Source organism: Staphylococcus sp. MB377, assembly GCF_001922505.1.
In the GTDB taxonomy this organism is placed as follows: domain Bacteria; phylum Bacillota; class Bacilli; order Staphylococcales; family Staphylococcaceae; genus Staphylococcus; species Staphylococcus haemolyticus.
Genome location: NZ_MAON01000063.1, coordinates 67,126 through 81,454, shown reverse-complemented (window position 1 = coordinate 81,454; position 14,329 = coordinate 67,126). Strand labels below are relative to the sequence as shown.

General features: G+C 31.7%; 13 protein-coding genes, 6 tRNA genes and 1 rRNA gene. 17 read left to right on the top strand and 3 right to left on the bottom strand.

Translation table 11 applies throughout. The features are described 5' to 3' along the window. The first annotated feature begins 114 nt into the window (after nt 1–114). The 13 genes from rrf (at nt 115) to BB045_RS11720 (ending at nt 8,503) form a co-directional block, all read left to right on the top strand. Nucleotides 115–229: ribosomal RNA gene (rrf, locus tag BB045_RS11780) — 5S ribosomal RNA — on the top strand. A 12-nt stretch (nt 230–241) separates the two neighbouring features. Beyond that, nucleotides 242–316, top strand: a tRNA-Asn gene (locus BB045_RS11775). Nucleotide 317: 1 nt separating this feature from the next. Further along, nucleotides 318–392: transfer RNA gene (locus tag BB045_RS11770), tRNA-Glu, on the top strand. A gap of 5 nt (nt 393–397) precedes the next feature. Beyond that, a tRNA-Val gene (locus BB045_RS11765) sits at nt 398–473 on the top strand. Between the two features lie 10 nt (nt 474–483). Beyond that, nucleotides 484–567: transfer RNA gene (locus BB045_RS11760), tRNA-Tyr, on the top strand. Nucleotides 568–573: 6 nt separating this feature from the next. Continuing rightward, nucleotides 574–648 (top strand) — tRNA-Gln (locus BB045_RS11755). A gap of 3 nt (nt 649–651) precedes the next feature. After that, a tRNA-Lys gene (locus BB045_RS11750) sits at nt 652–724 on the top strand. Nucleotides 725–946: 222 nt separating this feature from the next. Beyond that, the gene (gene cdaA / locus BB045_RS11745; protein WP_070442168.1) at nt 947–1,753 is read left to right on the top strand and encodes a diadenylate cyclase CdaA; all 807 of its coding nucleotides are present in this window, start codon (nt 947–949) and stop codon (nt 1,751–1,753) included. A 1-nt stretch (nt 1,754) separates the two neighbouring features. Next, nucleotides 1,755–2,687: a CdaR family protein gene (locus tag BB045_RS11740; protein WP_070580815.1), complete on the top strand. Its 933-nt coding sequence runs from the start codon at nt 1,755–1,757 to the stop codon at nt 2,685–2,687. A gap of 23 nt (nt 2,688–2,710) precedes the next feature. Beyond that, nucleotides 2,711–4,063: a phosphoglucosamine mutase gene (gene glmM, locus BB045_RS11735; protein WP_075140794.1), complete on the top strand. Its 1,353-nt coding sequence runs from the start codon at nt 2,711–2,713 to the stop codon at nt 4,061–4,063. A gap of 668 nt (nt 4,064–4,731) precedes the next feature. Further along, nucleotides 4,732–6,537, top strand: coding sequence for a glutamine--fructose-6-phosphate transaminase (isomerizing) (gene glmS, locus BB045_RS11730; RefSeq protein ID WP_037538885.1), 1,806 nt, complete (start codon nt 4,732–4,734; stop codon nt 6,535–6,537). A 257-nt stretch (nt 6,538–6,794) separates the two neighbouring features. Then, entirely contained in the window at nt 6,795–7,577 is a 783-nt protein-coding gene (locus BB045_RS11725; RefSeq protein ID WP_070580811.1) for an ABC transporter ATP-binding protein, read from the top strand. 71 nt (nt 7,578–7,648) lie between these two features. Then, nucleotides 7,649–8,503 (top strand): HAD family hydrolase, encoded by an 855-nt coding sequence (locus BB045_RS11720; protein ID WP_256327009.1) that lies wholly within the window; start codon nt 7,649–7,651, stop codon nt 8,501–8,503. Between the two features lie 56 nt (nt 8,504–8,559). Here the strand turns inward: BB045_RS11720 and BB045_RS11715 are convergent, their stop codons facing one another. Continuing rightward, nucleotides 8,560–9,657: a lytic transglycosylase gene (locus BB045_RS11715; protein WP_070580807.1), complete on the bottom strand. Its 1,098-nt coding sequence runs from the start codon at nt 9,655–9,657 to the stop codon at nt 8,560–8,562. 131 nt (nt 9,658–9,788) lie between these two features. Here BB045_RS11715 and BB045_RS11710 point away from each other — a divergent pair, with 131 nt between their 5' ends. Continuing rightward, nucleotides 9,789–10,520, top strand: coding sequence for a metallophosphoesterase family protein (locus BB045_RS11710; protein ID WP_037551877.1), 732 nt, complete (start codon nt 9,789–9,791; stop codon nt 10,518–10,520). A 77-nt stretch (nt 10,521–10,597) separates the two neighbouring features. Here the strand turns inward: BB045_RS11710 and czrB are convergent, their stop codons facing one another. Both czrB and BB045_RS11700 read right to left on the bottom strand, forming a co-directional pair. Continuing rightward, nucleotides 10,598–11,548, bottom strand: coding sequence for a CDF family zinc efflux transporter CzrB (gene czrB, locus BB045_RS11705; protein ID WP_070678220.1), 951 nt, complete (start codon nt 11,546–11,548; stop codon nt 10,598–10,600). Beyond that, the gene (locus tag BB045_RS11700) at nt 11,541–11,870 is read right to left on the bottom strand and encodes an ArsR/SmtB family transcription factor (RefSeq protein ID WP_070580801.1); all 330 of its coding nucleotides are present in this window, start codon (nt 11,868–11,870) and stop codon (nt 11,541–11,543) included. Before BB045_RS11700 ends, czrB begins: the two co-directional genes overlap by 8 nt. Nucleotides 11,871–12,012: 142 nt before the next feature. Here BB045_RS11700 and BB045_RS11695 point away from each other — a divergent pair, with 142 nt between their 5' ends. From BB045_RS11695 to BB045_RS11685, 3 genes are all read left to right on the top strand, one after another. Beyond that, nucleotides 12,013–12,669: an SDR family oxidoreductase gene (locus tag BB045_RS11695; RefSeq protein ID WP_048667988.1), complete on the top strand. Its 657-nt coding sequence runs from the start codon at nt 12,013–12,015 to the stop codon at nt 12,667–12,669. 333 nt (nt 12,670–13,002) lie between these two features. Next, nucleotides 13,003–13,935, top strand: coding sequence for a type I phosphomannose isomerase catalytic subunit (locus tag BB045_RS11690; RefSeq protein ID WP_070580800.1), 933 nt, complete (start codon nt 13,003–13,005; stop codon nt 13,933–13,935). A gap of 53 nt (nt 13,936–13,988) precedes the next feature. Continuing rightward, nucleotides 13,989–14,219: a hypothetical protein gene (locus tag BB045_RS11685; RefSeq protein ID WP_011275203.1), complete on the top strand. Its 231-nt coding sequence runs from the start codon at nt 13,989–13,991 to the stop codon at nt 14,217–14,219. The last annotated feature ends 110 nt before the right edge of the window (nt 14,220–14,329 follow it).

The following is a 14,329-nucleotide window of genomic DNA, read 5'->3' as shown; positions in this document are numbered from 1 at the left end:
CACGTGGAGCTGACGAATACTAATCGATCGAAGACTTAATCAATTTATTTCAACGTTTTGCGAAGCAAAATCATTTACTTACTATCTAGTTTTGAATGTATAATCATTCTCTTGTCTGGTGACAATGACAAGGAGGTCACACCTGTTCCCATGCCGAACACAGAAGTTAAGCTCCTTAGCGCCGATGGTAGTTGGATTTACGTTCCGCTAGAGTAGGACGTTGCCAGGCAAATTAAATTATTCCGCAGTAGCTCAGTGGTAGAGCTATCGGCTGTTAACCGATCGGTCGTAGGTTCGAATCCTACCTGCGGAGCCATGGCTCCTTGGTCAAGCGGTTAAGACACCGCCCTTTCACGGCGGTAACACGGGTTCGAGTCCCGTAGGAGTCACCATTATTGGAGAATTAGCTCAGTTGGGAGAGCATCTGCCTTACAAGCAGAGGGTCGGCGGTTCGAACCCGTCATTCTCCACCATTTATATATCGGAGGGGTAGCGAAGTGGCTAAACGCGGCGGACTGTAAATCCGCTCCTTCGGGTTCGGCAGTTCGAATCTGCCCCCCTCCACCATTCTAATGGGCTATAGCCAAGCGGTAAGGCAACGGACTTTGACTCCGTCACGCGCTGGTTCGAATCCAGCTAGCCCAGCCATTAGAGCCATTAGCTCAGTTGGTAGAGCATCTGACTTTTAATCAGAGGGTCAGAGGTTCGAATCCTCTATGGCTCACTTATTAGCACTCCTAATCAGGAGTGCTTTTTTTATAAAATTAAATAAAACTATTATAGAGTTTATCTATTTGAAGATTGATTATATTGGTAATAAATCATTAATCAATTGCTGATTAATTGAATAATCTACTTTTTTTAATACAATCTATTTGTTCATATGACAGTTGAAATTATCATTGGTATAATTATGACTATGGAAAATATATTCGGAGGAGATGCTATGGATTTTTCCAACTTTTTTGATAATCTTAGTACATTAAAAATTGTGACGAGTGTGCTGGATTTACTTATAGTATGGTATGTCCTTTATCTTCTCATAACTGTATTTAAAGGAACCAAAGCAATTCAATTACTTAAAGGTATTCTTTTTATTGTAATTGGTCAACAAGTGAGTAAAATTCTAAATTTAACTGCTACATCTAAACTTTTTGATATTGTAATTCAATGGGGTGTTCTTGCGCTTATTGTTATTTTCCAACCCGAAATAAGAAGAGCATTGGAGCAGTTAGGTCGTGGAAGCTTATTTAAACGTTATAATAATACATACAGTCATGATGAAGAAAAGTTAATTGAAGCAGTATCGAAAGCTGTTCAATATATGGCTAAAAGACGTATTGGTGCTTTGATTGTTTTTGAAAAAGAAACGGGATTACAAGATTATATTGAAACGGGTATAGCGATGAATTCTGAAATATCTCAAGAATTATTAATTAATGTATTTATACCAAATACGCCGCTACATGATGGTGCAATGATTGTTCAAAATTCTAAGATTGCTAGTGCAGCTAGTTACTTGCCTTTATCAGATAGTGCTAAAATTTCTAAAAGTCTAGGAACTAGACATAGAGCTGCAGTGGGTATCTCTGAAGTTTCAGACGCATTTACAATTGTTGTTTCAGAGGAAACAGGTTCAATATCTGTAACTTTTGATGGTAAATTACGTAGAGATATCTCAACTGAGGTATTTGAAGAATTATTAGCCGAACATTGGTTTGGCACACGCTTTCAAAAGAAAGGTGTGAAATAAGATGCTAGAAAGTAAATGGGGTCTCAGATTTATTGCTTTACTATTGGCAATCTTTTTCTATTTATCAGTTAATAATGTATTTGGAAATATTTTTAGTAATGATAATTTATCACAAAATTCATCTAAAACAATTGAAGATGTACCTGTTGAGATAATTTATAATTCCAAAGAATTACATGTAACTAAAGCTCCTGAGACTGTTAATGTAACTGTTTCAGGTCCACAATCTAAATTATTAAAAATCGAAAACGCCGATGATATCAAAGTTGCAGTGGATTTATCCAACGCTAAAGCCGGAAAATACAAAGAAGACTATATCGTTAAAGGCTTAAGTAATGATATTAATTACAATGTTAAACCTAAGCAAGCTTATGTTACTTTGGAAAATAAAGAAACTAAAACGATGCATGTTCAAGCAGATATAGGGAAAGATGATATAGACCCAAACTATAAAGTGAAAGACAGTTCTGTTGAGCCTAATTCTGTCAAAATAACTGGAGGACGAGAACAACTTAAGAAAATCGCATATTTAAAAGCTACTTATAAAGAAGCTAACAAATTAAGGCAAGATACTTCTGATGTAGCAGATGTTACTGCTTTTGATAAATCATTAAATAAATTAAATGTTAATATACAGCCTAATGAAGTCAAATTAAATGTTAAACTCCAAGAATACAGCAAAAAGGTTAAAGTTAAAATTAATAAAAAAGGCAGTTTACCTGATGGTGCTAGCTTGGATGATATAACACTTGATGAGAATGAGATAGAGATTTATGGTAATAGAGATGATTTACAAGATATTAATGAGATAGAGGCAAATGTTGATCTTAAGAATATAACTGAATCTACAGATCAGAATGTTCAATTAAATTTACCAGATAAAGTAAAGAAATCTGATCCAGATGAAATAACAGCACATATTAGCTTAAAATAACAAATTAAAAAGGAGTATTAATGATGGGAAAATATTTTGGTACTGATGGAGTAAGAGGAATAGCCAATAAAGAGTTAACACCTGAATTAGCATTTAAGTTGGGTCGTTATGGTGGTTATGTATTAGCACATAATGAAGGTGCTGATAGACCAAAAGTTTTAGTTGGTAGAGATACACGTGTGTCAGGTGAAATGCTTGAATCTGCTTTGATTGCAGGATTAGCTTCAATTGGGGCTGAAGTTATGAGATTAGGTGTTATATCTACACCTGGAGTAGCTTATCTTACTAGAGAAATGGGAGCTGAATTAGGTGTAATGATTTCAGCTTCGCACAATCCAGTGGCTGATAATGGAATTAAGTTCTTCGGTGCAGATGGTTTTAAATTATCTGATGCCCAAGAGGAAGAGATTGAAACATTATTGGATCAAGAAAATCCTGATTTACCAAGACCAGTTGGAACAGATATTGTACATTTTTCTGATTACTTCGAAGGTGCTCAGAAATATTTAAGCTACTTAAAATCAACTATTGATGTTAATTTAGAAGGATTAAAAATCACACTTGATGGTGCAAATGGTTCTACATCAGCACTAGCACCTTTCTTATTTGGAGATTTAGAAGCTGATACTGAAACAATTGGCTGCAGCCCAGATGGTTATAATATTAATGATAATTGTGGATCAACTCATCCTGAATTATTAGCTGAAAAGGTTCTTGAAACTGAAAGCGACTTTGGTTTAGCATTTGATGGCGATGGTGATCGATTAATTGCTGTTGATGAAAAAGGTAATATTATTGATGGTGACCAAATCATGTTTGTTATTGGTCAAGAAATGCATAAAAACCAAGAATTAAACAACGATATGATTGTTTCTACTGTTATGAGTAATTTAGGTTTCTATAAAGCTTTAGAAAACGAAGGTATCAAATCTAATAAAACAAAAGTTGGAGATAGATACGTAGTAGAAGAAATGAGAAAAGGTAACTACAACCTTGGTGGTGAGCAATCAGGACATATTGTTATGATGGATTACAATACTACAGGAGATGGTTTATTAACTGGTGTTCAATTAGCTGCTGTTATTAAAATGAGTGGTAAACCTTTAAGTGAGTTAGCTGCTCAAATGAAAAAATATCCGCAATCTCTACTCAATATTAAAGTTACAGATAAGCATCATGTAGAAGAAAATGTAGATGTTAAAAAAGTGATGGATGAAGTAGAAACTGAAATGAATGGTGAAGGTAGAATTTTAGTTAGACCATCAGGTACAGAACCGTTAATTCGTGTAATGGTCGAGGCTTCAACTGACGAAGATGCGCAACGTTTTGCACAACGAATTGCTGATGAAGTTCAATCTAAAATGGGCTTAGAGTAACCAATTTAATAAAACAATTTTCGTTTTCCTTCAAAGTTTACATTTAATGTGTAGCTTTGGAGGTTTTTTAAATGATTAATTAACGGTTATTGTTGAAGCGCTTTCATTTAATTGGTTGCGATATTGTTTGGTAATAATTTAATAATAAGAAACAATTATTATGTATTTTAGAAGATTACAAAAGATATTTATTTTAAATTTTTACTAAAAAGGTCGGAAATTGTTTGCATTCATTTATCTGAAAAGTGTAAAATAAATAATATTGGAAGGAGGAAAGTTCAAAATTAATTATAAAGCGCCAGGGCAAAATATAAGTGTACCTATAATCAAAAGTTAAATATGAGAGCTTTTGTAGGGCAATTTATTACTTTGCAGACGAGGAGAATAGTCATCGAAAATATCGGCGGATGCTATTCCGGATGTGGCTCATTCGTTAGCTTATTATTTAAAACATTTAGGTAACTAAATGCACAAAAATAATAAGAATGCCTAAAATTTATAAAATCTTAGAAATATAATATGGCTTTAATGGGTAAATACAATAAAGATAAAACATTAATAATAAATAGAATTTTTAATAAAATTACTAATGTTTAAAAACACGTTACCTTTTTAAATTTTATATAACAGATAAAATTTTCAAGCTATATTTAACGGAGGAAAAATTTATGTGCGGAATTGTAGGATATATTGGATATGATAATGCAAAAGAATTATTATTATCAGGATTAGAAAAATTAGAATATAGAGGGTATGACTCAGCTGGTATTGCAGTTGCAAACGATAATGGTACAACTGTTTTTAAAGAAAAAGGTCGTATTGCAGAATTAAGAAAAGTTGCTGACAACAATGACACTGATGGTCACGTTGGTATCGGTCACACACGTTGGGCTACACACGGTGTACCAAGTACAGTGAATTCACATCCTCACCAATCTAATAATGAACGTTTTACATTAGTTCATAATGGTGTAATTGAAAATTATGAAGAATTAAAAAGTGAATATTTATCAGATGTAACATTCCAATCTGAGACAGATACAGAAGTTATTGTTCAATTAGTTGAACACTTCTCGAATAAAGGTTTAGAAACTGAAGAAGCTTTCTCTAAAGTAGTTTCTCTATTACACGGTTCATATGCATTAGGCTTACTTGATAATCAAGATAGCGATACAATCTATGTAGCTAAAAACAAATCACCTTTATTAGTTGGTGTTGGAGAAGGCTTCAATGTCATTGCATCAGACGCATTAGCTATGATTAAAGTAACGAATGAATACAAAGAAATTCATGACCATGAAATTGTTATTGTTAAAAAAGACAGTGTAACTATTAAAGACCTTGATGGAAATGTACAAGATCGAGACACTTATACTGCTCAAATCGATGCTTCAGATGCTGAAAAAGGTATCTATGATCACTACATGCTTAAAGAAATTAATGAACAACCAGCAGTTATGCGTCGTATTATTCAAGAGTATGAAGATGAAAATGGTGACCTAAAAATTGACCCTGAAATTGTTAAGGATGTTGCAGCTGCAGATCGTATATATATCATCGCAGCAGGAACAAGTTATCATGCAGGTCTAGTTGGTAAAGAATACTTAGAAAAATGGGCTGGTGTACCTACTGAAGTACATGTAGCTTCTGAATTTGTTTATAACATGCCACTATTATCTGAAAAACCATTATTCATTTATATTTCTCAATCAGGTGAAACTGCTGATAGCCGTGCAGTGTTAGTAGAAACTAACAAATTAGGTTACAAATCATTAACAGTTACAAATGTGGCTGGTTCAACATTATCACGTGAAGCAGATCATACATTGTTATTACATGCTGGTCCTGAAATTGCAGTTGCTTCAACAAAAGCATATACAGCTCAAATTGCTGTTTTATCAATCTTATCTCAAGTTGTAGCTAAAGCACATGGTCGAGATAATGATATTGATTTATTGAGAGAATTAGCTAAAGTAACAACTGCAATTGAAACAATTGTAGATGATACTCCAGTAATGGAACAAATTGCTAAGGATTTCTTAGAAACAACGCGTAATGCATTCTTCATCGGACGTACAATGGACTATAATGTAAGTCTTGAAGGCTCATTAAAACTAAAAGAAATTTCATATATTCAAGCTGAAGGATTCGCTGGTGGAGAACTTAAACATGGTACAATTGCATTAATTGAAGACGGCACACCTGTAATCGCATTATCTACACAAGAAAAGGTTAACTTATCAATTCGTGGTAATGTCAAAGAGGTAGTAGCACGTGGTGCAAAACCATGTATTATCTCTATGGAAGGTTTAGAGAAAGAGGGAGATACTTATGTAATTCCACATGTACATGAGTTATTAACTCCGCTTGTATCTGTAGTTACATTACAATTAATTGCTTACTATGCAGCACTACACAGAGGATTAGACGTAGATAAACCTCGTAACTTAGCTAAATCAGTTACAGTTGAATAATTCGTATAAATTTTGAGTCGGGATAAAATTTAATAAGGTTAGACAACATTGAAATTGAAGTGGCTAACTTAATTGTGAAAGCGTTAATCGTATGCTCTTCTCTAATGTAGTTACCCTAGTGGGAGCAAGATGTTAAATTCATTAAGAATTTGATCTTGCTCCTTTTTTATTTGAAATACTAACTTATAAAATATACAGTCTGTTATTTTGAAAAATGTCTGAATTATCTTACAATTATAGTATTGTGAGGTGATACTATGCTAATTTCAATGAATAATGTACATCGATATAGAAGAGGTAAGCATATATTAAACGGTATTGATTGGAATATTAAAAAAGGGGATAAATGGATATTATATGGTTTAAATGGTGCTGGAAAAACAACTTTATTAAATATTCTAAACGCTTATGATTCAATTACAAGGGGCAACATAGTCCTTTTTGGTATGACACCTGGAATGGTTGGATATTCAGCAGATAATGTGAGACAACATATAGGTTTCATTTCAAACAAGCTCACTAATCAATTTCAAGATGGAGAGCATGTGATAGATGTGGTATTAAGTGGCTATTTTAAATCTATTGGCCTATACAAAACATTCAATCATCAACAATTTTTAGAAGCGCAGAAGCTATTAAAATTAGTCGGTATGGCAGAATTTGAGAATGAATACCTCGGTTATTTATCAACTGGACAACAACAAAGGGTTATGATTGCACGTGCGCTTATAAGTAATCCAGAATTATTAATTTTAGATGAGCCAGCTTCGGGCTTAGATTATTTAGCGCGTGAAACACTATTGGAAGTATTAGAAACTTTATCACATGAGCGACCTGAAATTACTATCATTTATGTGACACACTTCATTGAAGAAATCATACCAATATTTGATAAAATTTTTATTTTAAGTAAAGGCATGAATTTTGCACAAGGAAAGATTGATGATGTTTTAACTAATAAGACGATGTCATCTCTTTTCAATAGAAATGTAGAAGTTGTGAATTATAAAAATCGATTTTCTTTACACATGATAGGGTAATCTCGTTGCACATTTCATCAAATAATGCCACAATTTTAAAAAAGACACGTAAAGGAGAAGGCTACATGACATTGAATAATATCAAAGCGATTTTTCTAGATATGGATGGAACAATTTTACATGAGAATAATAAAGCTTCAATTAAAACAAAATCAATTATTGATGAATTACGAGAAAAGGGATATAAGGTATTTTTAGCAACTGGTCGATCATATACAGAGATTGATCAACTTGTACCTCCTCAATTTGAAGTTGATGGAATCATCAGTTCTAATGGTACGAGTGGAGAAGTAAACGGTGATAATCTTTTCATGCATAGTTTATTGAGTGAAAGTGTTAAACGAATCGTATCTTTAGCACAACAGCAAGAAATATATTATGAAGTTTTCCCATTTAATGGATCAAGAATTGCGCTAAATGAAGATAAAGCATGGATGCAAGAGATGATTAAAGGTGATACGCCTCCAAATCATGTAAGCGAAAGTGAATGGAAATCAAGATTAGATGCAATGTCTGGTAAGATTGATTGGAAAGAGGACATACCTGAAGATGACTATGCTAAAATTTATTTATTTACGCCAAACTTAGAAAAAATAACAACTTTTAGAGATGAACTTATTCAAAATCAAGTGCTTTTAAACATTAGTGTTTCTAATTCATCAAGATTTAACGCTGAAACTATGGCATATCATACCGATAAAGGAACGGGTATTAAAGAAATGATAGAACACTTTAATGTTAAACAAGAAGACACGCTTGTAATAGGGGATAGTGATAATGATAGAGCTATGTTTGCATTTGGTGGTTATAGCGTCTCAATGAAAAATGCACGACAAGAAATACAGGAAATTACTAATGAAGTGACACAATTCACTAATGAAGAAGATGGCGCTGCATTATTCTTAGAAAGCAAATTCCTAAAATAAAATTGTGGAACATAAAAGGTGGAACCCTTATTTAATTGGGTTCCACCTTATTTGTATTATTTATCTTTATTGAAATTATGACTTGCTTCATCTTTGGAATTCTCAGATTTTTGTTTAACATTGTTTGTAACATTATTTGAATGTTCTTCAACATTGTTTTTAGAAGATTGATGAGTATTGTCAATTTTTTGCTGATTACTCAATGTGTCATTTTTATTTTTGTGCTTTTTCTTCTTCTCGTTAGTAGTTTTATTTAATTTTTCACCACGTTTTAAGAAGTACTGAACTGCACCCATTATAAGAACAAAATAAAGGATTAAACGTAATATAACAATAATTACTTGTGCTACATACAGAATGACTGTAGCAACTTTTTGAGACATGTTTCCAGTTGTTACAGAAAGAATTGCACCAAGTGGTTGAGTAATGATAATAATAATTAAATTTAATAAAAGAACAGCTATAAAGAATTTAAACCAAGTTTTATGGCCATTTCTAATACCTTTAAAGCCATCTTTAAAGTGAGACATGGCACTATAGTTAGATTCTCTTACTAATGAAACAGTATAATTAATCATTAAAATGAAAAAGAACCATGATACGATTGATGTAATTAATCCAATAATAATTAAAATAATAATTTGAATTGTTAATAAAATGGCAATTGCATTATCAGATGAACTTACAGCTGACTGTAATGATGTAAATAAAGGTGTTAATGCTAAATTAAATAAATAATTTAATGCCATTATAATTAAGTACATCACTATAAATAAGCCAATTGAGATTAATGATAAAATTAAACTCTTACCATATTTACCTTTTTTGAATGCAACAAATAAGTCATTGAAATGAACATTTTCACTTGAAATTGCTTTTGCAATAATATTAATTGCACCTGCTAGTAATTGATAACCTGCAAATATAAAGAATAATAATCCCAATAATAAAGCCAGGATCATAATAATTAAATATGGACCCGATGATTGTTGTAATTGCGCTGCTAGCTGCATTTGCATGAAATATTGCATAAAGAAAGTTCTAGCAACAGCAAAAACCGCAAATACTACAATGAAACTAACGATACTAAACAAAATCGTCTTAAGAATTTGCGGTTTAGCATTTTTTAATGCCAAACTATGATATTTGAACAAATATAAGCACTCCTTTACTTTAATATAAATACAATATCAAAATTTATACTTTTTTTAAAATAATATCTAACATATTTGAAGATTAAGTGTTAAAATATGCTAATGATTAAATTTTGAAAGGAGATATCATCATGAAATTCGCGATTATTACAGATGTGCATGGTAATTTCGATGCATTACAAACTGTCTTAGATGATATTGATAATAGAGAAGATATCGATAAAATTTACAATCTCGGGGACAATATCGGAATTGGTCATGAAACAAATAAAGTACTAGATACAATATTTGATCGTGATGATATGGAAATTATAGCTGGTAATCATGATGAAGCGGTTATGTCATTAGTAAATAACACGCCTTATCCTGAAGATTTGAAGGATAAATTTTATGAGCATCATCAATGGATAGAGAGCCATATGGATGAAGATTACTATGACCAACTTAATTTGTTACCTAGATATATCGAAAAAACTATTTGTGGAAAAAAATTACTATTCATTCATTATGAAATTGAGAATCAAAAATTGGAGACTGGCATAGAAGGACAGCCGTTTAGTCCAATTACTGAAAATAGTAAAGAAAATATTATTGAATTATTTAAAGATAAAGATGCTGATTTAATTGCATTTGGCCATAACCATCAAATGCATTTATATGATGATAATAAAACAATTTATTTTAATCCTGGCGCAATAGGTTTAAACAATGGAGCCAATGCCGTCTACGGTATTGTAACTATTAATGATAATGAGTTTTCAATCGAAAGAATTAAGCTACCTTATGATAATGAAGAATATTTACAAGGGTTTGATGAAAAACAAGTGCCAGCGAAGCAACTCATTTTTGAACATTTTCTATAAGTTTTAAAAATCAGGGGTTAGACAGAATTTAACTCGAATTCAACGTCTAACCCCTGATTAATTTTTAATAAGTTATACTAATGTGAGTGTTGATGCATAACTCCAGAACATAAAATTGATTCGTCATGTTGATGTTTTGGTGTTTCTAATTGAATCGTCATATGTTGTATATTAAGATGTGCTAATTCATGTTCTATTTGCTTAAGTAATTGTTCACAAGCCTCTATCGCAAGTGATTTATCTACTACTGCATGACAACTTAAAGCATTCATATCATTAGAAATAGTCCAAACATGATAATCATGAACATTTTGTATTTCCTCATGACCCATTATTGTATAGATGATTTGTTCTAAATCTATGTCAGAGGGCGTTCCTTCCATTAAAATATTAATAGATGATTTCGTAATTCCGTATGCACTCTTTAAAATTAGCAGTGAAACCACTATACTCGCAATAGGGTCTGCAATTGTAAAATTAAATGTCCATATGAGTATTGAGGCAATAATTGCACCAACAGACCCTAATAAATCTCCTAGTACGTGAATAAACGCACCACGCATATTTAAATTGTGATTGGTATCTCCGCCTTTAAACATTATAAGTGCTACTACGATATTAACTATTAAGCCTACTAAACTAATAATAAACATTTCTGTTGATTGAACTTCAGGTGGTGCAAAAAATCTTTTAATTGCTTCAACGATAATAACTATACTAATAACAAATAAAGTGACGCCATTAAACAATGCAGCTAAAACTTCAAAACGTTTATAACCAAAAGTTTTACTAGATGTGGCATTCTTTTCAGCATATATAAATGCAATAAGGGCAACACCTAGAGAAACTGTGTCGCTGAACATATGTAGTCCGTCAGATAATAATGCTAAACTATTAGCAATAAAGCCACCTACAATTTCTATCACCATGAAAAGTCCAATAATAATAAAGGAAATGGCTAAAATTTTTTTATTATTAGTGTGTACATGTGAATGGTTGTGTGAATGTGTATGAGAATGACTAGTCATTTGAAACTTCACCTCTTAGATGTTTCGTATGATGAATGGCTTGTTTCAATAGGGTTGAAACATGTTGATCATCAATCGAATAGATTTTTGATTGACCTTGTCTTAAGGACTTAACAAGTCTAGCTTGTTTAAGGATTTTAAGTTGATGAGAAACATTAGACTGGCTCAAGTTTAGCGTATGTGTAATATGACCAACACTAGATTCCTCTTGCTCTAACAATAATAGAATTCTTAATCTATTTGTATCACTTAGTGCTTTAAAAATTTCCGTAGTTTGTATTAAGGTAGCATCTTCGTTCCAACTGCTTAAAGATACATTCAAATAAATCACCCCTTAATATATGAATATATGTTCATATATTAATTTAATATACATGATTGACTATGTCAAAAATGACTTACGTTTTAATTTTTATTTAAGTGGTAAATTGATGGAAGTAGAAATATTAAGGAGGACGATTTGAATGAGTTTATTAGTTATAGGTGCTAACGGTGGAGTAGGTTCTAAATTAGTAAAGCAACTAAAAGAAGATCAGGTAGATTTTACAGCTGGAGTACGTAAAAACGAACAGATCGAAACATTAAAGCAAGATAATATTGAAGCAACTTTAGTTGATGTAGAAAAAGATAGTATTGAAGACTTAACTGAAACATTTAACGGTTATGATAAAGTTTTATTTACTGTGGGTTCTGGAGGCAGTACAGGTGCTGACAAAACTATTATTGTAGATTTAGATGGTGCGATTAAGACAATTGAAGCTAGTAAACAAGCCAATATTAAACATTATATTATGGTGTCAACGTATGATGCTCGTCGTGAAGCTTTTGATTCAAGCGGTGATTTAAAACCATATACAATTGCTAAGCACTATGCTGATGAACACTTAAAAAATTCTGGATTAAATTATACGATTGTTCATCCAGGTGCGTTAGAAGATAAAGAAGGAACTTCTAAAATAGAGACTGATTTATACTTTGATGGAAGAGGTTCTATACCTAGAGAAGATGTGGCATCTGTGTTAAAAGAAGTTGCTTTATCTGAGAATAAATTCATAAATAAAGAATTCCAAGTTATTACAGGTAATCAATCAATAATCGAAGCATTGTCTTCATTTGAATAAATGAGTTGTTTAAAGATAATCATTGAATTAAAAAATGCTTTCATTAAACTTTAACTAATAGTAATTATTTCAGTTGTGGTGGGATAATGAATTCTAATTGAATTCTGTCCCACTTCTTTATGTGTTTTATCATTTAAATAATTTCTATTAAAATAGAGATAAAGTTGATATAATAAAGAAACGAATGGTAACACAAGTGATGTTGAATAATTATTTTGAATATAATTTCACTTTTACATAATTAATTTTTAAGTTTTATACATATAAATCAGATATTATCATTTACTTTAGAAATAGAGAATATAGCCTTAAATGGTTTTAGGAGGTGCAACTATGCCATTATTTTTAAAGCCTATTTTTTTCGAGAAAATTTGGGGCGGTAATAAATTAACTCAATTCAATTATGATATACCTAGTGAATCCACAGGAGAATGTTGGGGGATTTCTGCACACCCAAATGGAAAGAGTATGATCCTTAACGGGCCTTTTGCTGGACAAACATTAGACCAAGTTTGGACGCAACATAGAGAATTGTTCGGTGATTTTCCAAGCAAAGATTTTCCGTTATTGTGCAAAATAGTTGATGCGAATGAACCGCTATCGATTCATGTTCACCCAGATGATTCTTATGCTTATGAATTTGAAAATGGGCAATATGGCAAATCAGAATGTTGGTATATTATTGATGCAGAAGAAGATGCTGAAGTTTTAATTGGTACTACGGTTAACTCTAAAGAAGAACTGAAAGATCAGATTAGCCAAGATAATTTCTTGGAATCTTTAAAAAGAGTTAAAGTACAACCTGGGGAATTTTATTTTATTCCTGCTGGTACTATACATTCAATCGGTTCAGGTATAACTGTGTATGAAACAATGCAATCTTCAGATATTACATATAGATTATATGATTATAATAGACAACGTGAAAATAGTTCTTCATTAGATGTTGATAAAGCATTAGATGTTATTCAATATTCTCAAGAACTACCTAGTATCGTTCCCGAAAATGAAATTATTGAAAATCATAAATGCAGTCACATTGTGTCTAATGATTTCTTTACAATGGTTAAATGGGAAGTTAGTGGGACATTAAATTATATGAAACCTAGAGAATTTTGTCTTGTTTCAGTTTTAAATGGTGATGGACAAATTATTATTGATGGAGAAATCTTCAAGATTCAAAAAGGTTCCAATTTTGTGCTGACTTCAGAAGACTTAGATAGTGTCTTTGAAGGAGACTTTACGCTAATCATTAGTTATATTTGATTTTTATTGTTCGTGTTATAAATGATTCATTGTATTAAAGAGGAGTGTGAATATTGAAACAGTTTTTATATATATCTTTAGTATGTGGTGTGATAGCAGGGGCAGGTGTCTTTTTCAATATGCCACAATATCCTTCACTTGTTATTCCTAGAGTTGTTGCTATATTAGGTATTATAAGTGCAATTATTACTATTAAAGACAAAGATTTAAGTGGATTACTAAAACTTGGTGGCATCATGATCAATCTAATGCCATTATTAGGTAGTTTACTAGCACCTCATTAAATTAATGCATAGGGGAATATTTAGAATTATTTATAATGGATTCTGAATGTTCCCCTTTATAACAACTTATTAAAATGAGATAAAACACTAAAAAAATTAAACATAAATAA